Here is a 22,138-nt window from a genome sequence, read left to right on the forward strand (position 1 = left end):
AAAAACAAGCAAGTGCGTTGCAACAGTGGCGCACTTGCTTTTAAGTTTGTAAGACACGAATTATTTTCGTGAATGTATTCCTTTCTAAAGAGGTTCATCATGAACAGACCTGCTAACAGGTTTCTTCTAAAACCCATCAGCCTAGCCGTTGCAGCGAGCATTGTGCTTCCAACGTCTATGGCTTTCGCTCAATCAAATGAAGAAGAAGTGATTGAGGAAGTTGTCGCTACCGGTACGCGCCTTAAGGGCACGGCAACGGCAGTAATGGAAGAACGAAAAAATCAAGCTTTCGTAGCTGACATCATGGGTGCTGAGCAGATCGCTCGTACTGGTGACAGTGATGCTGCGGGTGCACTTCGCCGTGTAACTGGTCTAACACTGGTAGATGGTCGTTTCATCTACGTTCGTGGTCTTGGTGAGCGTTACTCATCAACACAATTAAACGGCGCAATCGTGCCAAGCCCAGATCCAACGCGTAACGTAATACCTCTCGACTTGTTCCCGTCGAGCATTATCGAAAGCCTTGCGGTTCAGAAATCGTATTCACCATCTATGCCCGCGGCATTCGGTGGTGGTAACGTAAATATCCGATTGAAATCTATACCTACACAGCGTGTTTTCAACGTATCAGCTGCGGTTGGTATCGATACGGAAAACTCTGGTGATGTGTTAGATTATGCTGGTGGTGGTCGCGATTGGACAGGTGAAGACGACGGTACTCGTGGCGTTTCAGCGGCTATTCAAGAACGTTGGGATTCAAAAAATTTCTTAGACGATCTTGAGCCAGAAGAAGCATTGGAACTGTTCAAAGGTGTTAATAGAGAATACGGGCTAGAAAGAGAGTCTGCCGATCCTGACATGCGCGTGAATGTCACTTATGGTGACAGCTATGATTACGATGAAGACTGGCGCTTTGGCTTTTTGGTAACTTCACGTTATTCAGCCCAAACCCGCTCTTCTGAAGAATACGAGCTACAAGACCCTGACTTAGTCGGCGATGACATTATCAATGTACGCTTCTTTGACGATATCCAAGGTACAGAGCAAACGGTGACTTGGTCTTCACTATTAACACTAGGTGTAGACTATAACCGTCAACATCGTATTGATTACAGCCTTATCGTGCTAAACGATACGCGCGACGAAATCCGCGAGATGTTCGGTAATACTGAAAACCTAAACCAAGCAGAAGGCTTGCGTATTAGAGATATTGATGTTCAGTACGAAGAACGCTCGCTATATACCAATCAGCTTAAAGGCCAGCATACCATCCCAGAGCTAAACTTCATGGGTATTGACTGGACATACTCATTAGGCCGCTCGGTACGCTATGCGCCAGGTAACTTCAATGCACGCTTCGTTATGGAAGATGTGAATGAAGATGGTATTTTTGACGATGAAAACGAAATCTTCTTATCTGATGCACAAACTGCTGCTCGTTATACTTTCCAAAATCTTCACGACCGCTTGGAGAACTTTGGCTATAACGTGACTTACCCAATGACAATGGGTAAGTGGGAAACTGAGTACAAAGTGGGTGCAAGCTTTGTAACCAAAACTCGTACTGCAGAAAACCGCCGTTTCGATATCAATACGTTAGGTGTTGAAGACCGTTCAATATTAGATGGTAACGACTTTAGCGAAATCTTCAGCGACAGCGTTTTAGACACCTTGTCTTTGTCTAGCCGACCTATCATTCGTGATACGACTATTGCTGGTGATGACTATGTAGCGGGTCAGAAAATTGATGCGTACTATCTAGAAGCTGATTTCTTCTATGACAACAAATGGCGCTTCACTGGTGGTGCTCGTTATGAAGACTTCCGTCAGGTAGTGGCGCCATTAGATCCGCGTACAAACCAATTTGACTTGAGTGACGAAGCGGATCGTTCACAGTTAGCGTTTCAAGAAGACGGGTTCTATCCAGCGCTTGCTGTAACTTACTTCTTAGAAGACGATATGCAGTTAAGAGCGAGCATAGGTCAAACAGTTGTGCGTCCGGATCTTCGTGAAGTGTCATCAGCAACTTACCTAGACCCATTAACTAACTTCCCGATTGCGGGTACACCTGGTGTAAGCACAACAGATATCATTAACTATGATTTACGTTGGGAATGGTACCGTGAAGCAGGCAACAACGTATCGGTAGGCTTATTCTACAAAGATATGGAAGCGCCAATTGAATCGGTACAATCTCCAGCTCAGGATGGTCCACCGCTAATTCGTATCGCTAATGCAGAATCTGGTGAGGTCTATGGTGTCGAAGTTGAATTCCTTCAAGACTTGGCCTTTATTGGCGACGGTATCTGGGACAACTTGTTTACTACAGGTAACATCACTGTCAGTGATTCTGAAATCGTGTTAGATCGTCAGAATATTGTTGAGCAAACCGGTGTTTCTGCGGCGATTACTAATGTTGAGCGTCGTATGACGGGTCACTCTCAGTATGTACTTAACATGCAGTTGGGTTATGACTCAGATAACGGTGAACACTCTGCCTCACTCGTCTACAACGTATTTGGTGAGCGTATTCTAATTCCCGGTATCGACGGTTTCGACGATAACTTCGAACAACCATTCCATTCACTTGATATGGTGTACAAGTATTACCCAGACTTTAATAGCACTGTCACATTACGCGTTCAAAATATCCTAGGTGAAGATCGTGAAATTGAATTCAATGATACGTTGCTTAGGTCGGAGACAAGGGGTACAGGTATTAGGTTGTCATATAAATATGACTTCTAAACCTTAACTTATTACAGAGGCCGCTAACCAGCGGCCTTTTTTATGTGCAATAGATGACACTTTTGGTCTATTTATGACAGTTTCGTAATAAAACTGTCACAGAAAACTCCTATCCTACGCGCAGAAATTTATAGTCGGATACAACCGATTTCTTTTAACTTTAAAGGTTTGAATGTATGAAGCTTATCAATGCCTTGCTTGTAGCTGGTGCGCTTAGCGCGACACCCGTGCTTGCACAAGACGATGAAGTCTTAAAACCCGTTGTCGATGAGGCAGCGAAAATAAACGAATCAGCAGCGAAGTCGCAAGAAAAAATCAACGGCATTACTGACCAGATTGACAGCAAACTTCAACAGTTCAAAACATTGATGAAAGAAATCGAAGGTCTTGAGGTTTATAACACTCAGCTTCGTAAGCAAATCAATAACCAAGAACAAGAAATGGCAGACCTAAACGCTGCTATTGATGAAGTGTCTGTTGTTGAGCGTCAAATCACGCCACTCATGATGCGTATGATTGACGGTTTAGAGCAGTTCGTTGAACTAGACGTTCCTTTTCTTCCAGAAGAGCGCGCGAATCGCGTAGCTGACCTTCGCGCCATGATGGACCGTGCCGACGTTGCTGCGTCTGAAAAATTCCGTCGCGTAATGGAAGCTTACCAAGTAGAGATGGACTACGGCCGCACAATGGAAGCGTACAGCGGTATTCATTCAATTAACGGTCAAGAGCGTGATGTTGAATTCCTACGCCTTGGTCGTACAGCGCTAATTTATCAAACACGCGATGCGAGCATGCAGGGTGTTTGGAACAAGCAAACCCGTCAGTGGGAAGAGCTTGATAGCAGCTATCGTACACAAATTACAAAAGGTCTGCGCATGGCGAAGAAGCAACTTGCACCAGACTTGCTAATGCTGCCAGTGGCAATTACAGACTAAGAGGTTGATGAGAATGTTTAACACAGTAAAACGTATCGCTGTTGGTCTAGCAGCCCTTAGCATCAGCGTTGGTGCTTTCGCACAAAGCGACCGTGCAATGGACTTAGACGCACTTCTTAAGCAACTAGAAGAAGGTCAGTTTGCACAGTCACAACAAAACAAACAGCGCGAGCGCGACTTCCAAGCGCAACGTGCAGAGCAAGATCGCATTCTTCGCGAAACGCGTCAGCAGCGCGATCAAATGTTAGCGCAGTCTGAGCAGCTTGAAACTCAATTCGAAGAAAACGAATTTAAACTGGCTGACTTAAACGGTGCACTAGACACCCGTCTAGGTTCACTAAAAGAACTATTCGGTGTGTTGCAGCAAATTGCTGGTGACACGAAAAATAAATTCTACAACTCGGTTATTTCAGCCCAAATCCCAGGCCGCTCTGATTTCTTGGATCAGATGGCACAGGACATGGGTTCAAGCTCTAAGCTTGCTTCAATTGAAGAAATTGAGCGCGTGTGGTTCGAAATGCAGCGTGAAATGACGGAATCAGGCAAGGTGACGACCTTTACCACTGACGTTGTTGAAGCAGGCGGCGAGAAAGTGAACAAATCTGTAGTACGTGTAGGTCCGTTCGCGCTAGTTGCCGACGGTAAATACCTAGACTACAACGGTGTAACAGGCACAGTGTCTGAACTAGTGCGCCAGCCAGCTGACCGTTACAACGATTCTGCGGCAGAGCTTCAAGCATCAAATGGTGAGCTAGTCCAGTTCGGTATCGACCCAACAGGAGGGTCTATCCTAGGTCTTCTTGTTCAAGCGCCTAATCTTAAAGAGCGTGTAGAGCAGGGCGGTGTAGTTGGATATATCATCCTTATCGTTGGTGCGTTCGGCTTATTACTTGCACTTGAGCGCCTAGTAACCCTTACGCTAACGCGCATGAAAGTGAACAAGCAGCTTAAGAGCAAAGAAGTAAACACAAACAACCCGCTTGGCCGTGTACTTAAAGTACGTGACCAGTATCCAAACGCAGATGTAGAAGCGCTAGAGCTTCACCTTACTGAAGCGATTTTGGGCGAAGTACCTAAGCTAGGTCGCAACCTAACTATCATCAAGATTATCTCTGTGGTAGCACCGCTTATGGGTCTACTAGGTACAGTAACCGGTATGATTAACACCTTCCAAGCGATTACCTTGTTCGGTACAGGTGACCCGAAACTAATGGCTGGTGGTATTTCAACAGCACTTGTAACAACAGTACTAGGTCTTGTTGTAGCGATTCCGATGACACTGCTTTATGCAATGCTAAACACACGTTCTAAGAACATTGTGTACATCCTACAAGAACAGGCGTCTGGCGTAATTGCAGAGCGCGCTGAGCGAGGCTAATCATGATCGAGTTTCTAGAAGCAATTCGCGACTTCACAGAAACAGGTGGCCAGGTTCTCCTGGTCATCGGTCTGCTGATATTCGTTATGTGGCTTTTGATCCTCGAGCGTGCGATGTATCTGATGGTTTGGCACAAGCAGGCCAAGAAAGAAGCGATAGCAATGTGGACTGCACGTGCAGATCGCTCTTCTTGGTTCGCTGAACAAGTTCGTCAGAAAACGATTTCACAGTTAACCATGCGCCTTAACGGCAGCATCCCCATTATCCAGTCACTGGTTGCGCTTTGTCCGCTACTGGGCTTGATGGGAACGGTTACCGGTATGATTGAAGTGTTCGATGTAATGGCGATTGCGGGTTCAGGTAATGCCCGCTCAATGGCGTCAGGTGTATCGAAAGCTACTATCCCGACAATGGCGGGCATGGTTGGCGCACTCTCAGGCGTATTCGCCGCTACCTGGTTAACTCGTATGGTGAAATCTGAACGCACGCATCTTGAGGATGCATTGATTATTCAACGTTAATGCTAGTTAAGCGTTAAGGTAAGGTATTTATTATGAAGCAGCACTTTCAAAACCTAGTCGATGAGGAAGAAGCAAACATCGACATGACGCCCATGCTGGACGTTGTATTTATCATGTTGATCTTCTTTATCGTGACTGCGTCATTTGTGAAAGAAGCCGGTATTGATGTTAACCGTCCAGAAGCAGCCACGGCTGTGAAAAAGGATCGCGCCAACATTCTTATCGCTATTTCAGATAAAGGCGAAATTTGGATTAACAAACGCCGCATCGACGTTCGTGCAGTACAGGCGAACATTGAGCGTCTGCACGCTGAGAACCCTCAGGGAACTGTTGTTATTCAGGCTGACAAAAAGGCCACAACAGAAACCTTGATCAAGGTTATGGACGCGTCGCGAGCCGCCGGCGTTTACGATGTTTCGATTGCAGCCCAAGAGCAATAAATCATGCCACGATATTTAATCGCATTTGTTATTTCCCTTGCGATCACGTTAGGCCTGTTCTTCTTGATGCAATCGCTTATCAAGATGGGTGGCAGCGCCTTAACTGAACCGCCCAAGGGAAGCGTGCTTGACTTTGTAAGGGTTAAGCAGGACGAGCAGGTTGAGAAAAAAGATCGTAAGCCGAAGAAGCCACCTAAGCCAAAAGAGCCACCTCCGCCAATGGAGCAACCTCAAATGGACTCGCCTTCTCCTGATGCAGAAGGTACGTCGATGGACTTTGGTGCCGAAGTGGGAGACGACATCTCTTTAGATGGGGGCTTAGCCCTTGAGTCAGGCGACGGTGAATACCTTCCAATCGTTAAAGTTGCGCCGGTATACCCACGACGTGCACTTCAGCGCGGTATCGAAGGCTTCGTTATTGTGGAATTTACAGTAACTAAGCAAGGTGCGGTGCGCGACCCCATTGTTGTAGAAGCGAACCCAGAAGGTATATTCGAACAAGCGGCCATTGACGCTGCAATGAAGTTCAAATATAAACCTCGTGTGGTAAATGGCGAAGCAACAGAGGTTTCTGGTGTGCAAAACCGTATTACGTTCCAAATTGACGGGTAACAGAACATGATGAAAAAACAGACGAATACATTGCTTAGTGCACTGGCGTTTGCATTTGCATCGGCCACGGTATCTGTACCTAGCATGTTGGTTGCCACAGACGCTGTTGCGCAAGAGCAAAAAGCGAGCGAGAAGAAAACCCGTCGCGTACCTACGCTGCGCGGTAAGGTTTACGAGCAGCTAGCGCGCGCGCAAACGGCAGCGGATGAAGCGGGTAACGTTGAAGAAGCTATCGCTATTTTGAAAGAAGTAGAAGATAAGTCTGACTCAATGAACGCCTACGAAAAAGCCATGATGTACAACTTTTTCGGCTTCATTTATTACAATAATGAAGACTACGCTAAAGCGCTGGAATCATTTGCCAAAGTGGTAGAGCAGCAGCCTATTCCTGAAAAGTTTGAAATGACCACACTTTTCAGTTTGGCGCAGCTTAACCTAATGCAGGGTAATTACGACGAAACCATCACCTATTTGGAGCGTTGGGAAAGTCTAAACACCGGTCCAGTACCTGTAAAAAACAAGGTGATAAAGGCCCAAGCGTACTATCAAAATAAACAGTACGACGAAGCGGCAATGTGGATTTCTGAAGCCGTTGCTGATCACGAAGCAGAAGGCATGATCCCTGATGAAGGTTGGTTAATTCTTCAACGTGCTATTTTCTATGAACTAAAGCAGCCTCAAAAGGTTAAAGACGTTCTTATTAAAATGGTGAAGTTGTTTGACGAACCTAAGTATTGGATCCAGCTAGCCGGTATGTACGGTGAGCTAGGTGAAGAGCGCAAGCAATTGGCTATCATGGAAACCGCTTATCAGCGTGGTTTTGTTAATACGTCAGCTGACGTGTTCAACATGGCGCAGCTTTATTACTATCACCGTGTACCTTATAAAGGTGCTAAGTTGATGGAACAAGCGATGAACGATGGTGTGCTTGAGAAAAACTTGCGCAACCTTAAGTTCTTAGGACAAAGCTGGTCACTTGCTAAAGAGCAAGACAAAGCAATTCCAGTAATGATGCAAGCGGCTGAACTGTCTGAAGATGGCGAGCTAGACGCGCAGTTAGCGCAAATTCTTCTTAATGAAGAGCGTTTTGATGACGCAATAGCAGCGGCTGATCGAGCGGTTGAAAAAGGTGACTTAAGAAACCCTGGTTTGGTTCACTTGATTAAAGGCATGGCGCTGTATAATAAAAAGCAGTATGCACTTGCGCTAAATCAGCTTGCAGAAGCGGAAAAGCATCAGAAAAGCCGTGCTATGGCACAGCAGTGGAAACAGTTTGTTCAAGGCGAAAAGCGCCAAGCTGACGCACTGGCTTCCGAGCTAGGTGCAAGTTAAACCGTGAGCTAAAGCTTCACACGATAAAAAGGGTCGAGAATTCGACCCTTTTTTCTTGCCGTTGACCCGTCCTAAATTAGCGTTGATACTTAATGTAAAGTTTGCTGGGTGATTAACTATCTTTCCTGTTAAAGCAAGCTGCCTATCGATATCATCGACCCCTCTGCCTCTAACGCATTCCAGTAACGTTTAGTTTCGATAATTTCTTCTTTAATTGATAAAAAACAGTCGACTAGGTCTGGGTCAAAATGGTCTCCGGCACCATTTGTTAAATGTGCAAACGCTTCATCGTCAGTCCATGCTTTCTTATAAGGGCGTTGCATGGTTAGTGCGTCGAACACATCCGCAATTGCAACAATACGCGCACTTTCGGGAATCTCTTCGCCAGTTAATCCTTCTGGATAACCTGTACCGTTCCATTTTTCATGGTGACATAGGGCTATTTCGGCGGCGAGGTTAAAAAGCGGGGTTTCACATTGAGAAAGAATTTTATGCCCTATTTGTGCGTGGGTTCGCATTACTTCCATTTCGCTGTTTGTTAGCCGGCGTGGGGCTTTCAAAATGGAATCGGGTATACCAATTTTCCCGGTGTCATGCATAGGAGCGGCTTGCGCAAGCAAACATGCATCGTTATAAGACCACCCCGATGCAATAGCTAAACATTTACTGTAAGCCGCCATTCGCCAAATGTGGTGCCCGGTGTCCGTATCATTGTAATGCCCTGCTGTTGCCAACATGGTAATGGCGCTCTGTTGACTTCTCGTTAGCTCTTCTGTGCGCGCGACTACAAGGTTTTCAGTTGTCTGCATTTGGTGCGCAAGGCTAGTGTGAGTTTTAACTCGGGCTAGCGCAATACTGGGGGAAACGGGCTTAGTGATATAGTCGACCGCACCTAACTCAAAACCCTTTTCTTCGTTCTCGCCTTGACTTAGCGCGGTTACAAAAATAACGGGTATACGGCTCAATAGTTTATCCGACTTAAGCTGCCTACAGACTTCAAACCCGTCCATTCCCGGCATCATAATATCTAGCAGAATAAGATCGGGCGTGAACTGCTGCGTTATTTTCAGAGCGATGGCGCCAGATGGTGCTACTTTAACGTCATAAAAAGGGCCAAGAATTCCAAGTAAAATATCGATATTTGCCGGCTCGTCGTCAACAACGAGAATACTAAATCTATGTTTTGTTTTATTCTGTTCGGTCATTATTAATTTCATCTATCAGTGATTGCGCTACGACCAAAGCCCCTTCAAAATCATATATAGAGGCAAGCTTTTTCAATTGATTCAACGTATGTGAATGACCCAGCCCGAAGTGGCGAGCTGCAAGCGCTGTTATTAACTCAAGTGCCCTAGCATCGTAGGCTTCAAGGGCCTGTTTTACCTCTTTTAAAGAAGAGCGTAGTGATGCATTGTCCACATCGCTGTTTTCATTACACTCATTGCCCACGTCACTTTTATCAATAGTATGAGCAATTAAGCGAAGTGTTGCATCTAGCTCGAAGGAGATGTCTGAAATGTGCTTTGCGTTGATAGTATCAGGCCTCTGCTTCGCCTCCATAAAACGATGTAAACACCGTTCTAATGTTGTTGCTCCTATTTTCTGGGCGTCAGCAAGTAATTCGGTTAATAGCTGACTGGTGTGTGTCGGTTCGTGAAAAATATTGAGTAAATTAGACATTACGCTACGCTGGCTATAAGTATCGTAAAAAGACAGCAGTGAGGCGATAAATGCGTCTGTCTCGCTTGGCGGGGTAATTTCCATGTATCCGGCGTGTATGTGAATATCGATTGTGTGTACAATCTCGTCTGCGGTTGCGGGCTTTACTAAGTGATGACACATGCCGGCAGATAACGCTTTTTCAGACGCTTCATTCGTTTCATCCGCGCTCAACGCAATGATTGGGGTATAACACCCTTCTTTATGTGTAAGCGTTTCAGCGATGTCATAACCTGTTATGCCTGGAAGGTGGCAGTCCAGCAATATAGCGTCAAATGTATTCGATTTGCAGAGCGCTAACGCCAGCTCGCCAGTCATCGCCGTTACCACGTTGACGCCTAAATCTTTCAGTATCTGCTGACTTATTTCAACGCTAATTAAGTCGTCATCGACCACTAACACGCGCTTATTCAATAGGCGCTTAGTTCGCCACTTTTTACTTTCCAGCCCTTCACTCGTTTTTTTGTTCGTCGACGCATGCAGCGGAGACAAAGCGGAAATAAGTTCACCTTCCGTGAAGGGAAGCTCGATAATCCGAATATTTTTAGAGAGGGATGTTCCGATTCGCTTTTGCACTTCTTCTTTGCTAAACGGACTTATTAGCACATTGCAGTTTAGCTCGTGGTATTCACCAAACTGGACATGACGTAAAAAGCTTTTCCAGCTGGACTCATCGACAGGTAAAAAAACAATGCTAAAGTCTGCTTGTTTAGGTAGAAGGTTCTCATTTGGGTCAGCTATGAGGCAGTGAATATTGAACCTTTGTAACGTTTGACAAAGGATTTGACAGCCTTGTTCTACGCTTTTATGTGTTTGAATACAAAGTACTTCAGAAGGGATGGACACAGGAAGAAGAGAGTCGCTTGGTTCAGTGTCTTCAATACAAATTGGCAGTGAAAATGCAAAATTAGTCCCTTCGTTAACCTTACTTTCAATGGTTAGTTCGCCACCCATTAGCTCAACGAGTCGTTTACAAATAGCAAGTCCTAACCCTGTACCGCCAAACTTTCTCGAGATTGATGCGTCTGCTTGTTCAAAAGCATTGAATAATTTGGTTTTACCTGTATCGCTAATGCCCATGCCGGTATCGCTTACGCTAAAACCGAGCTCGTTACCACGCTTATCAATTTTAAGCAAAACATGGCCTGTTTCTGTGAACTTGATGGCGTTACTCAAAAGGTTGAGCAAAACTTGGTAGATTTTCTCGCTATCACCACTGCACCGTATCTTGGTACTGCATCGAATATCGAAAAGAAGCTGAAGCTGCTTTTGTTGTGCCTTTACCTGAAATACTTGAGCCAGTTTATCTATGGTTTTCGTAAGAGTGAAAGGCTCGTCAAGAATGTCTATTTTATTGGCTTCAACTTTGGAGAAATCCAAGATGCTATTCATTAACTCAAGCAGCGCGTTAGAGCTTTTCTGGACTTTTTCTAAATATTGCTGGCGTTGGTCGTTATCCTGAGTCTCTAACGCCAAGTGCGTTAGACCGATTATTGCGTTCATCGGTGTTCTGATCTCGTGACTCATGGTAGCGAGAAAATCAGTTTTCGCTTTATTCGCACTTTGTGCTTCGTCATACGCCTTCTGTAGCTTATGCTCAATCGCTTTTTGACTGCTTATATCGTTGAAAACACCTACGTGCCCATCGGGTTTACCTTCGTTGTTAAGTAGTGGTACTGCTACAATGGAGATGGGAAACAGTCTCCCTCGTTTGTCGGTAAAAAAATCTTCGTAGGAAGTATATGATTTCCCGTCGCGTATAGTGAGATTAACGGGGCATTGCTCTCTTTTAAGAAGGGTGCCGTCGCCTTTTTGATAGTGAACCGTATCGTGAAAACGGCGGTCTTGAAGTTCTTCTAACGTCCAACCTAGTAATCGAGAAGCGGCCGGGTTGAGAAACTGGGTCTTGCCCTCTGCGTTTACGGCGTAAACCCCTTCGCCGATGCTATCGGTGATGCTGCGGTAAAATGCTCGTCCTTCAGATAAGCTTTTCTCTAAACGCTTTTGCTGGGAAATGTCGGTAGCGATTACGATAAGGTGATCGACAAGAGGGGCTTTCTTTACAACAGGTACGACGGTGGCAAACACAAACCAAGGTTCGCCCGTTTTTCTTAAGCTGTGTACTTCGCCTTGCCAAATATTCCCTAAGGCAAGAGCGCTAAAAATTGCGCTTATATCTGAATTTGAAATGTTAGTAATATCGAAGGCTGTAATGTATTTACCAACAATTTCATGTTCTGCAAACCCTGAAAGTTCGCTACACTTTTCATTAGCGCTAAGAATTTTACCTTTTACATCCATGGTGACGACCATGCCATGTTTGTCCATGGCTTGTCGCTGCAGTAGCATAGCGTTCATAGTTCGATCCCTTTAAAGGGACGTCTTATAAAGCGAGTGGTTCGGTACTTGTTGACTGAGAATGTCATAAATTGCATAAGTGCAACGAAAGTGAAAAGTGTAAGGTTAAGTTTTAGCCAGAACTAAAACTTTTTCAATAAGCTAAGCTTATTCTTTGGTAGCAATAATCTGATTTTTATGTGAAAAACGCATAGGAAGTTATCACTATGCGTTTTCTGATTACTTCTCTCTTCTAAGCTTACGCTGAACGTAATTCTCGACGTAAAATTTTACCCACTGTGGATTTGGGAAGTTCTTCTAATACGGTGATAGATTTTGGGATTTTGTAGTTGGTTAAGTGCTTTTTGCAGAATTCGGTTACATCATCGGTGGATACTTCACTGGATAACGTAATGTAGGCGCATACCCTTTCGCCAGTTTTATCGTCGGGCTTTCCTACCACTGCAGCTTCCATCACATTGGGGTGAGAGGTTAATACGTCTTCTATTTCGTTCGGGTACACGTTAAAGCCAGACACAATGATCATGTCTTTAAGGCGATCTACTATTTTTATAGCACCAGATTCTGTGCGTATGCCGATGTCTCCGGTTTTAAAAAAGCCATCTTCGGTCATGACTTTTGCCGTCTCGTCATCACGGTTCCAATATCCCATCATTACTTGTGGCCCGCGCACCGCTATCTGCCCAGAGTCGCCTTCTTCAACTGGTTTATCTTGGCTGTCTAACAACGCGACTTCCGTGCCTTCAAGTTCGTAGCCTACGGTGCCAATTTCTTCTTTGCCTGGAATATTAAATGACACAACAGGGGCTGTTTCCGATAAGCCGTAGCCTTCAGTAATGGTGTTACCCGTCACATCTTGCCAAATAGATACCGCAGCTTGTGTAAGAGCCGTACCGCCTGACATGGTGAGATGTAAATTAGAAAAGTCTAGTTTGGCAAATTCCGGGTGACGTCCAAGGCCAACAAATAACGTATTAATACCCATGAAGGCAGATATTTTATGCGGTTTTAAGGTTTGTATAAAGCCGTCAATATCGCGAGGGTTTGGAATCAGAATAATTTGTGTTCCTTTGGCGAAAAGCGCCATCATTCCTACGGTAAAGGCATAGATATGGTATAGCGGTAATGGGCACACCAACACTTCTTCACCGTCTTTAAAGCCATCGCCAATACGGTCAAGCATTTGAATACAGTTAGCAAGTACGTTTTTGTTACTTAACGCTGCCCCTTTCGATACCCCGGTGGTACCGCCTGTGTACTGCAGCATGGCAAGATCATCTAACTGAATCTTAGGGCGTTCGAATTGCGGAAGACCTTTGCCAATTTCTACCGCTTGGCTAAGGGATACTGTGCCATCTAATGCGGGGGCCGTATTGGGGTCTAAGAGCTCTGTTGCTGATGTGGTAATAACCGTATTGATACTCGTATCATTTTTAATACTAGTAAATTTAGGAAGTAAATCGCCAAGTATGACTAAGGCTTTTGCGCCGCTGTCAGTAAATTGATGCTTCATTTCGCGCTCTGTGTAGAGCGGGTTGGTATTCACTACCACTAAACCTGCGCGTAATGCAGCATAAACGACAATGGGGTTTTGAATTAAATTAGGAAGTTGAATAGCAACTCTGGTTCCAGGGGTAAGCTTAGCTTCGTGAACAAAGTAGCGCGCTAAGGCTGATGACTTGCTATCAATTTCAGCAAAGGTAAGGGTTTGCCCAAGGGCCGTATACGCGGGCCTGTCAGCAAATCGCTGCATTACGCTTTCAATGTAGTCGGCAAGACAGGTCACATTATCAGGGTAAGTTATCATGTTGCTTGTTCCTAGTAGGGCGTAAAAATTCAATCTACGCCATACAGTAGCAAACTTAACTTTTTATTTACATCTGTGTTGGGTTATTTAATTCTATAAGTTTTAGTTATTATTTAAGCGCAAATTTATTACTTAAATAGGTGTAAACACTGCCAGCCGCCACACCAGCCAAACATTGGGCGCACAGCCCTGCGACAGAGCGCGCGCCAGCAATTAGCGTCACGTTTAAGATAGGCTGCATCGCTAGCAACATGATTAAAAAAGATAGGCCGCCGGCAGCGCCAAATAATAACAATCGGGTGCTCACAGTGGTGCGGCGCTCTAAATGTTTCTCGACTCGACGGGTAACCTTATGAGCAATTATAAAAGCTAAAAACAGAGAAAACCCTATGATAAGCCCGTAGGTAGGTAACAGCCCTACTAGGTCTTGGCTTATCATGAACCACCAATCGCGTGGCTGCAATTTAACGTGAATGAGCGAAAGGTTGATTAAAACGGCAATGGAGTGAAATATACTTGCCAGCAAGAAGCCCACGGCCCATGCAGGGATAAAGCTAAATAGAATGTGGCGAATGGCTTTGTTCATAATTTACAACCTAAAGTCTGTCGACCTTATTTATCCGGTTAAGCTAAATAGCGTGAAATAAGTGCCATCATTATGCGCGTATGAATGGGATATGCCATAGTATGCTGATTAAAAGAGGACAATAACAATGAAATCATGGCTCGCGTTAAGCGCTCTGTTATTTAGCACTGCCTTGTTAGCAAGTGAGAGTGAAAGTGTTAAAAACAGCACATTAAATAGTACATTAAACACCACGCAGCCAAGCGTCTTACAAAGTTTGGCTGAGCGCGTAGAAATCAACACGGTTATTGACGCGCTGTCCTACCCTAAGGCAATAACAACCGTCGTGGATAAAGAAAAATCAACCACGCATATAATAATAACCACCCGAGACGGTGAGCTAATTGTTGTTAACGATGAACGAAAAGTAAGCCGCTTCACTTTGCCCTTAGATAACCTTTATACGAAAGGGCAGGGCGGCGTATTAGATATACTGATCCCTTTTACTTATCCTCAAGATAAAACCGTGCTGCTGAGTTATTCGAAGGGAAGCGATGAAGCCAATCATTTAGCTGTGGTCAAAGCACAGTTCTCTCTAACCGCTGGGATCAGTGATGTGCAGCTAGTACTCGACATTGCTCAATCGAAAGATACACCCGTTCATTACGGTGGAAAACTACTTCAAATTGATCACGTGACTAAAGGAGAAAATGCTAAAGAGCATGCCTTCCTCGTGACTACCGGAGACGGTTTTGATTATCGCGAACAGGCCCAAGTTGTCACTTCCCAGCTTGGAAAAGTGCTTGGCTTTACAATTAATGGTAAGCCGCTGGCCGCACCGGCCTTTCCAGAGGCGCCTTATGTGTTTACGCTCGGACATAGAAACCCACAAGGTTTAGTGCATGGCGCTGACGGTCAAATCTTCTTACACGAACACGGGCCTGATGGAGGCGACGAACTAAATCTTCTTCAAAAAGGGAATAATTACGGTTGGCCTGTGGTTACTTTAGGAAAAGATTACTCGGGCGCAAGAATCTCGCCCTTTTCGGAGTATGCCGGCATGACCGGACCGCTTGTAGATTGGACGCCCTCTATCGCGCCATCTTCTATGCTTTACTACATAAATTCAAAGCAGCCTCATTTCAGCAATACGCTGCTGGTTACCAGCTTAAAAGCAAAAGCCTTGTTCGCAGTATCGCATGACAAAAATGGTTATACGTCAACGAAGGTCTTTGACGCGCTAAATGAACGATTAAGGGATATTGCAGTAGATAGCGACGGTAATATTCTACTTCTTACAGATGGTGAAAGCGCGAAGGTGTTCAAACTCTCATTCAAAGAAAGCTACACGGCCAAAAACTAACGATTAATTGAAACTTTGTTTCAATATTGATGGTAATTTGTACTGGTAGCACCATAAGTAAAGTGAATGTCTGTCATAAGTGCAACACTATTATTTATCGGTATTGGTTTTACCAATAGAGGGTGGAAGTAGGGTCCATTTAGCTTTTATTTTTCATAAGTTGCTGTAATAGCATGTTTATTTTTGTTTGTTGCAAAGTTTCGGGTTTGCTGCCATTTTTCTCGGCGCGCAAGATAATTACACGCTAGCGAGATGTTTACCTATCTGATTACTTTCAGTCATTACGTAACTGCTAAAAATCGGTTAAAATATCCCTCATTTTTATATGCGTATAGCTAAGACCGACTTAACACTACGCTCAAGTAAAACTAAGACCGAGAGAACTATATGAGTTTGTATTCAGAATATCTGGCAGAGATCGAAACCCGTAAAACGGAACTAGGTCTTAACCCTAAGCCAATCGACAGTGCTGAGTTGCTGTCTGAAATTATTGCTCAAATTAAAGATACAACAAACGAGCACCGCGAAGACTCTCTAAAATTCTTTATCTATAACACCTTGCCGGGTACTACACCTGCTGCCGGTGTTAAAGCACAATTCCTAAAAGAAATTGTACTTGGCGAAGAAAAAGTAGAAGAAATCACCCCTGAGTTTGCACTTGAGCTTCTTTCTCACATGAAAGGTGGTCCATCGGTAGAAGCTTTACTAGACCTTGCGCTTTCTGACGATGAAGCGGTTGCAAACCCTGCGGCTGAAGTACTGAAAACGCAGGTTTATTTATACGAAGCTGATACTGAGCGTTTAGAGACAGCATACAAAGCGGGTAACGCGATTGCTAAAGACGTGCTAGAAAGCTACGCGAAAGCTGAATTCTTCACCAAGCTGCCTGACGTACCAGAGAAAATCGAAGTCGTTACCTACATTGCTGCTGAAGGTGATATCTCTACAGACCTTCTATCTCCTGGTAACCAAGCGCACTCTCGTGCAGACCGTGAACTTCACGGTAAGTGCATGATCACGCCAGAAGCGCAGCAAGAAATTGTTGAACTAGGTAAAAAACACCCTAACGCAAAAGTTATGCTTATTGCTGAAAAAGGTACCATGGGTGTAGGTTCTTCTCGTATGTCTGGTGTGAACAACGTTGCACTATGGGCCGGTGAGCCAACAAGCCCTTACATTCCTTTTGTAAACAAAGCGCCAATTGTTGCTGGTACTAACGGTATCGCACCAATATTCCTTACTACTGTAGACGTAACCGGTGGTATTGGTCTTGACCTTAAAAACTGGGTTAAGAAAACAGACGAAAATGGCGAAATCGTTCGCGATGCAAACGGCGACCCAGTGCTTGAAGAAGCTTACTCTGTAGCAACAGGTACGGTACTGACCATCGATACCAAAGCGAAGAAGCTTTTCAATGGTTCAGAAGAACTTGCTGACGTATCTGCGTCATTTACTCCTCAGAAAATGGAGTTCATGAAAGCGGGTGGTTCTTACGCCGTAGTTTTCGGTAAGCAGCTACAATCTTTTGCTGCACGTACACTAGGTGTTGAAGCACCAGCAGTTTACGCGCAATCAAAAGAGGTTTCACACGAAGGCCAAGGCCTTACTGCTGTAGAAAAAATCTTTAACCGCAACGCGGTAGGCGTAAACTCAGACGCACCACTTCACGCGGGTTCTGACGTACGCGTTAAAGTAAATATTGTAGGTTCTCAGGACACTACCGGCCCAATGACGTGCCAAGAGTTAGAGTCAATGGCGGCATCGACTATTTCACCTACTGTTGACGGTGCATATCAGTCAGGTTGTCACACGGCGTCGGTATGGGATAAGAAAGCACAGGCTAACATTCCTAAGCTAATGTCATTCATGAACAACTTTGGTGTAATCACAGCCCGTGACCCTAAAGGCGTTTACCACGCAATGACTGACGTTATCCACAAAGTGCTTAACGACATCACGGTAGACGACCGCGCTATCATCATTGGTGGTGACTCACACACGCGTATGTCGAAAGGCGTGGCGTTCGGTGCTGACTCAGGTACGGTAGCACTAGCACTTGCGACAGGTGAAGCGGCAATGCCAATTCCAGAGTCTGTGAAAGTGACCTTTAAAGGTAGCATGAAAGAACACATGGACTTCCGTGACGTGGTTCACGCTACTCAAGCGCAAATGCTTAAGCAATTCGCTGGCGAGAACGTGTTCCAAGGTCGCGTAATTGAAGTACAAATCGGTACTCTACTTGCTGACCAAGCGTTTACGTTTACTGACTGGTCTGCAGAAATGAAAGCGAAAGCGTCAATCTGTATCTCTGACAATGAGACTATGGTTGCGTCACTTGAGCTTGCTAAGAGCCGTATCCAAATCATGATCGACAAGGGTATGGATAACGAAGCGAACATGCTTCAAGGTCTAATCGACCTTGCTGACAAGCGTATTGCTGAAATCAAGTCTGGCGAAGTACCAGCGCTTGCACCAGATGACAACGCTAAGTACTACGCAGAAGTGGTTATCGACCTAGATCAAATCGACGAACCAATGATTGCTGACCCAGACGTAAACAACGAAGACGTGTCTAAGCGTTATACCCACGACGTGATCCGCCCGGTTTCTTACTACGATGGTAAGCCAGTAGACCTAGGTTTCGTTGGTTCTTGTATGGTGCACAAAGGCGACATGCAAATCATCGCGCAAATGCTGCGTAACCTAGAGAAGCTTAACGGCTCTGTAGAGTTTAAAGCGCCACTTGTTGTTGCGCCACCTACATACAACATTGTTGACGAACTAAAAGCTGAAGGCGACTGGGAAGTACTTGCGAAATACGCAGGCTTTGAATTCGACGATGCTAAGCCAAAAGAAGCAGCGCGTACTAAGTACGACAATATTCTTTACCTAGAGCGTCCTGGATGTAACCTATGTATGGGTAACCAGGAAAAAGCTGAGCCAGGCGATACCGTAATCGCAACGTCTACTCGCTTGTTCCAAGGCCGTGTTGTTGCTGACTCTGATGAGAAAAAAGGTGAGTCACTGCTAGGCTCTACGCCGCTAGTAGTACTTTCAACTGTACTTGGTCGCTTCCCAACCACGGAAGAGTACAAGCAAGCGGTTGAAGGCATTGACCTAACTAAGTTTGCTCCACCATCTGAAGACTTAGCTGTTAAGCCTAAGTTCGAAGCAGACGTAGCAGTTAAGCGCGTATAAGCACTTACCGCTAAACAAAACATTAAAAAGCCCCAACCAAGGTTGGGGCTTTTTTATTTCTGACCCCATTTATTATTTACTGAGGCTCGGATGCTACGAGCTCATCGAGTATGCCAAGTAGTAGTTTTGTGCCGGTGCCAGAGGCAATTGCGTCAAATACATTTTCAACATTTTTACCGTGCTGCCCGCCCGCTAGGTCGCTAATTGAGCGGATAATTAACCAGTCCACGTCATTAACAAAGCTCACCTGTGCAACGGTTGCTGATTCCATTTCTGCTACATCGGCAGTGTAAACATCGCGAAGCCATTCGCGGTATTTTGCGTTATCGACAAATACCGAACCTGTCACCCCGTTACCGCCAATATCCACCAGTATTTCTTTACCCGATGGCATAGTAATAGGCGGGATTTTTTTCAAAGCACGCTGTGCCATCGCCAATAGCGCTTTGTCTGCCGTAAAATAGGGCATTCTTTTGCGGGTGTCCCAACCTTCTTTAACTACAGCAACCTCGGTAGGGTGAATAAACCCAATGTTTTTATAGTTAGGCGAGTGCTTATCAGTCTCCCGTCGCGCTTTGTAATATTCGAGCTGCTTAGCGTAATAGTCCGGTAGCTCGTAGACGTTAGCGTCACCTTTCTTCGGGTTGATATAGACAGATTCATCGTGGAAGTACCAACGTTCAGGTACTGCGATATCGCCCGGCGTGTATTTCGGGTTTATGGCCCCTGCAATCCCCATCATTACCAGTTTATCAATAGGAAAGTAATCCAGCGCCATCTGTACGGTCATCGCTGCGTTGGTAATGCTGACACCCGTACTAAATACAACAATGGGCTCACCTTTATAAGTACCTAACTGATACTTAACCCCTTTAATATAAACCGTTTGCGTAATCTGAGCATCGTCCATGGTTGCAAACGCGGCGTCAATCGCTTCAATTTCTGGCTCGTAAGCAGCAACCACGGCTGTCCATTTGTTTGTAACATTGGAAAAATCTTTAGGGCCGTACTGGCTGGTATCGTCATTTGCTAAAGACGACAGCGATATACACACGAAAAAAACAAAACTACTTAAGCGCATAGTGACCTTATTTAATTTATTATTTGCACCAATAAGGTGCGGTTGATGAGCGAGTACTGCACGTTATTGCGATAAATAGCTATTAGCACAGCCTCAGATAGACACTAGGGCAAAGTTCGAGCCAACAAGGTCGCTAAATGTTAGCAACTTTATTAGGGCGATGATAGCGATTGATAAAGGTGAGAAATCATGGCAACGCTCTTCGTTTATTGCTTAAAATTTGCATACCAAGTAATGTTAAGTAAACGCCCACCTGAATAGCTAAATGATTCAGAAAAAGCAGCCTACTTAAGCATTTAGCATAGCTTTTGATAAGGTACTCTCGACACCGCAGCACGAGGGTCACCAAGTTTATCTAAATAGACAAAAGCGCTTGCAATCTTTACTAAAGGAATAAGCTACCTTGAAATACAAAAGCAAATTTAAACATTTAAACTGGGCTAGCACTGCAGTTGTCATGGTTGGAATTACCGTGGGAGCAAGCGGGTGTACTACCGTCACGACAGGCCAAACCGAAGACTGTATTGAGCAAGCTAATAACGCAGATGTTCACGGGGTGAATACGGCCGATGAACAACTCAATGCCTGCTTAGAAACTTACCAACTGCGACGCAATAAAGAACGAACGGTAGGTGAAGCCTTTGCTGAAGACGTGCTTATCACTGTTATTAATATTATTACTGACTAGAGCCGTTTCAATTAAACGAAAAAACCATCTTACGTACAGTTAAAAAAACCAAGAAGGCAGAGTAATTTACTCTGCCTTCTCTGTTTTAACGTCTCTATTTTGAAGCGTTGAAGCGGGTAACTTTTAACGAACCAAGGTGAATTTAGTGCAATTTTTTCTAACAGTATTTTGTCTTCTTTTAATCACTGCTGCTACCCACGTTAATGCAGAGGATAAGCTTGATATTGTCGATGGTTTACAGCTTGCCAAGCAATATAGCCACAGCCGACAAGATATAAATATCGCCGAGTATTGGGTGAGCGAAAAATTAGACGGCATTCGGGCACGATGGGACGGCACTGAACTGAGAACCCGCAATAACAACAAAATAGCCGCTCCGGCATGGTTTACTGCCAATTGGCCCAAAGCAACCATTGATGGTGAGCTCTGGATTGCGAGAGGGCAGTTTGAACGTACGGCTTCCATTGTGCTTTCAAAGTTAACGAGCGTTGCGCCTCATTCTGTAGCCGGATCTTTACCTCGTACTGAATCTACAACCGACGCCATGACCGCTACACATTCCCTACCAAGCAAACGCTGGGCTAAGATTAGGTTTATGGCGTTCGACATGCCTGTAGCGGGCCAGTCCTTTGACAGTCGACTAAACATGCTGAACAACCTTAAAGAAGCTACGCCCAATCCTACGTTTGCCGTTGTTCCCCAATTTACCCTTTCTTCTGTTAATGCGCTTGAAGAAAAGCTTGAACAAGTAACATTAAGCGGCGGGGAAGGGTTAATGCTTCACCACAAAAAGGCGTTTTACCATTCAGGGCGCAGTGACAAACTACTTAAGGTAAAGCAGTTTGAAGATGCTGAAGCGAAAGTATTGGCGCACCTTGCCGGGAAAGGAAAATTTCAAGGCATGATGGGCTCGCTGCTTGTAGAAACGCCCGCCGGCGTTCAGTTCAAATTAGGAACGGGCTTTTCTGAAAAAGAGCGTCGAGCGCCGCCCGCTGTTGGCAGCTGGGTGACCTTTAAGTTTTACGGTGTAACGAAAAACGGGAAACCGAGGTTTGCGAGCTTTCTTCGTGTAAGGCCGCCCTCTGATTTACCCAAGTAATAGCTTGCCTAAATGTTTCAATAGACCTAACGAATCGTGTTAAAAAGGCTGTTTTCTACGGTTTACGTTTTTCACTGCTCTTAAAAGGGTTATCTAAAGGCTACCCCTTGTCTTTACCTCATAAAGCCTTATACCTTATTCATATGTCAATTGTTAACGTTGATTTCGAGGCTTTTCTTTAATCGATTTTAGCGTTTAAAAGTAACGCTATGAATAGTGATTATAAGTGAATAAAAAGGGCTTAAAATTTAAAAATCTAGCCCTTGAAGTTATACTGATGATGATTTATTAAAC

General features: G+C 44.8%; 16 protein-coding genes. 11 read left to right on the forward strand and 5 right to left on the reverse strand.

Features of this window, described 5'->3' with window-relative positions; genetic code table 11:
- Positions 1-99: 99 nt before the first annotated feature.
- The 7 genes from MADE_RS03795 (at position 100) to MADE_RS03825 (ending at position 7,966) form a co-directional block, all read left to right on the forward strand.
- Positions 100-2,748, forward strand: a complete 2,649-nt coding sequence (locus tag MADE_RS03795) for a TonB-dependent receptor domain-containing protein (RefSeq protein WP_012517276.1) — start codon at positions 100-102, stop codon at positions 2,746-2,748.
- Positions 2,749-2,924: 176 nt separating this feature from the next.
- The gene (locus MADE_RS03800) at positions 2,925-3,683 is read left to right on the forward strand and encodes a DUF3450 domain-containing protein (RefSeq protein ID WP_012517277.1); all 759 of its coding nucleotides are present in this window, start codon (positions 2,925-2,927) and stop codon (positions 3,681-3,683) included.
- A 13-nt stretch (positions 3,684-3,696) separates the two neighbouring features.
- Positions 3,697-5,061, forward strand: a complete 1,365-nt coding sequence (locus MADE_RS03805) for a MotA/TolQ/ExbB proton channel family protein (protein ID WP_012517278.1) — start codon at positions 3,697-3,699, stop codon at positions 5,059-5,061.
- 2 nt (positions 5,062-5,063) lie between these two features.
- On the forward strand, positions 5,064-5,582 hold the full coding sequence (locus MADE_RS03810) for a MotA/TolQ/ExbB proton channel family protein (RefSeq protein WP_012517279.1): 519 nt from the start codon (positions 5,064-5,066) through the stop codon (positions 5,580-5,582).
- Between the two features lie 32 nt (positions 5,583-5,614).
- The gene (locus MADE_RS03815; RefSeq protein WP_012517280.1) at positions 5,615-6,022 is read left to right on the forward strand and encodes an ExbD/TolR family protein; all 408 of its coding nucleotides are present in this window, start codon (positions 5,615-5,617) and stop codon (positions 6,020-6,022) included.
- A 3-nt stretch (positions 6,023-6,025) separates the two neighbouring features.
- Positions 6,026-6,634, forward strand: coding sequence for an energy transducer TonB (locus tag MADE_RS03820; protein WP_012517281.1), 609 nt, complete (start codon positions 6,026-6,028; stop codon positions 6,632-6,634).
- Between the two features lie 6 nt (positions 6,635-6,640).
- Positions 6,641-7,966, forward strand: a complete 1,326-nt coding sequence (locus tag MADE_RS03825) for a tetratricopeptide repeat protein (protein ID WP_012517282.1) — start codon at positions 6,641-6,643, stop codon at positions 7,964-7,966.
- A gap of 128 nt (positions 7,967-8,094) precedes the next feature.
- Here the strand turns inward: MADE_RS03825 and MADE_RS03830 are convergent, their stop codons facing one another.
- From MADE_RS03830 to MADE_RS03845, 4 genes are all read right to left on the reverse strand, one after another.
- Entirely contained in the window at positions 8,095-9,171 is a 1,077-nt protein-coding gene (locus MADE_RS03830; RefSeq protein ID WP_012517283.1) for a response regulator, read from the reverse strand.
- Positions 9,155-12,043: a PAS domain-containing hybrid sensor histidine kinase/response regulator gene (locus tag MADE_RS03835; RefSeq protein WP_012517284.1), complete on the reverse strand. Its 2,889-nt coding sequence runs from the start codon at positions 12,041-12,043 to the stop codon at positions 9,155-9,157. The genes MADE_RS03830 and MADE_RS03835 overlap by 17 nt, the downstream gene beginning before the upstream one ends.
- Before the next feature lie 238 nt (positions 12,044-12,281).
- Positions 12,282-13,850, reverse strand: a complete 1,569-nt coding sequence (locus tag MADE_RS03840) for an AMP-binding protein (RefSeq protein ID WP_012517285.1) — start codon at positions 13,848-13,850, stop codon at positions 12,282-12,284.
- 109 nt (positions 13,851-13,959) lie between these two features.
- Positions 13,960-14,436 (reverse strand): hypothetical protein, encoded by a 477-nt coding sequence (locus MADE_RS03845; protein WP_012517286.1) that lies wholly within the window; start codon positions 14,434-14,436, stop codon positions 13,960-13,962.
- 127 nt (positions 14,437-14,563) lie between these two features.
- Between MADE_RS03845 and MADE_RS03850 the strand changes: the two genes are divergently transcribed.
- Positions 14,564-15,778, forward strand: coding sequence for a PQQ-dependent sugar dehydrogenase (locus MADE_RS03850; RefSeq protein ID WP_012517287.1), 1,215 nt, complete (start codon positions 14,564-14,566; stop codon positions 15,776-15,778).
- 387 nt (positions 15,779-16,165) lie between these two features.
- On the forward strand, positions 16,166-18,976 hold the full coding sequence (locus tag MADE_RS03855) for a bifunctional aconitate hydratase 2/2-methylisocitrate dehydratase (protein WP_012517288.1): 2,811 nt from the start codon (positions 16,166-16,168) through the stop codon (positions 18,974-18,976).
- A gap of 76 nt (positions 18,977-19,052) precedes the next feature.
- On the opposite strand, the gene MADE_RS03860 is transcribed toward MADE_RS03855, so the two are convergent.
- Positions 19,053-20,057: a 5'-methylthioadenosine/S-adenosylhomocysteine nucleosidase family protein gene (locus tag MADE_RS03860; protein ID WP_012517289.1), complete on the reverse strand. Its 1,005-nt coding sequence runs from the start codon at positions 20,055-20,057 to the stop codon at positions 19,053-19,055.
- Positions 20,058-20,460: 403 nt separating this feature from the next.
- Between MADE_RS03860 and MADE_RS03865 the strand changes: the two genes are divergently transcribed.
- Together MADE_RS03865 and MADE_RS03870 are read left to right on the forward strand one after the other, a co-directional pair.
- The gene (locus MADE_RS03865; protein WP_012517290.1) at positions 20,461-20,745 is read left to right on the forward strand and encodes a hypothetical protein; all 285 of its coding nucleotides are present in this window, start codon (positions 20,461-20,463) and stop codon (positions 20,743-20,745) included.
- A gap of 145 nt (positions 20,746-20,890) precedes the next feature.
- Entirely contained in the window at positions 20,891-21,844 is a 954-nt protein-coding gene (locus MADE_RS03870; protein WP_012517291.1) for a DNA ligase, read from the forward strand.
- Positions 21,845-22,138 lie beyond the last annotated feature (294 nt).

The sequence above is a fragment of the Alteromonas mediterranea DE genome (assembly GCF_000020585.3).
Taxonomy (GTDB): domain Bacteria; phylum Pseudomonadota; class Gammaproteobacteria; order Enterobacterales; family Alteromonadaceae; genus Alteromonas; species Alteromonas mediterranea.

Coding starts and splice junctions, on each gene's coding strand:
- MADE_RS03845 (WP_012517286.1), bottom strand. CDS start 14,436: ATGAACAAAGCCATTCGCCACATTCTATTTAGCTTTATCCCTGCATGG.
- MADE_RS03835 (WP_012517284.1), bottom strand. CDS start 12,043: ATGAACGCTATGCTACTGCAGCGACAAGCCATGGACAAACATGGCATG.
- MADE_RS03815 (WP_012517280.1), top strand. CDS start 5,615: ATGAAGCAGCACTTTCAAAACCTAGTCGATGAGGAAGAAGCAAACATC.
- MADE_RS03820 (WP_012517281.1), top strand. CDS start 6,026: ATGCCACGATATTTAATCGCATTTGTTATTTCCCTTGCGATCACGTTA.
- MADE_RS03850 (WP_012517287.1), top strand. CDS start 14,564: ATGAAATCATGGCTCGCGTTAAGCGCTCTGTTATTTAGCACTGCCTTG.
- MADE_RS03810 (WP_012517279.1), top strand. CDS start 5,064: ATGATCGAGTTTCTAGAAGCAATTCGCGACTTCACAGAAACAGGTGGC.
- MADE_RS03805 (WP_012517278.1), top strand. CDS start 3,697: ATGTTTAACACAGTAAAACGTATCGCTGTTGGTCTAGCAGCCCTTAGC.
- MADE_RS03855 (WP_012517288.1), top strand. CDS start 16,166: ATGAGTTTGTATTCAGAATATCTGGCAGAGATCGAAACCCGTAAAACG.
- MADE_RS03800 (WP_012517277.1), top strand. CDS start 2,925: ATGAAGCTTATCAATGCCTTGCTTGTAGCTGGTGCGCTTAGCGCGACA.
- MADE_RS03860 (WP_012517289.1), bottom strand. CDS start 20,057: ATGCGCTTAAGTAGTTTTGTTTTTTTCGTGTGTATATCGCTGTCGTCT.
- MADE_RS03840 (WP_012517285.1), bottom strand. CDS start 13,850: ATGATAACTTACCCTGATAATGTGACCTGTCTTGCCGACTACATTGAA.
- MADE_RS03830 (WP_012517283.1), bottom strand. CDS start 9,171: ATGACCGAACAGAATAAAACAAAACATAGATTTAGTATTCTCGTTGTT.
- MADE_RS03795 (WP_012517276.1), top strand. CDS start 100: ATGAACAGACCTGCTAACAGGTTTCTTCTAAAACCCATCAGCCTAGCC.
- MADE_RS03825 (WP_012517282.1), top strand. CDS start 6,641: ATGATGAAAAAACAGACGAATACATTGCTTAGTGCACTGGCGTTTGCA.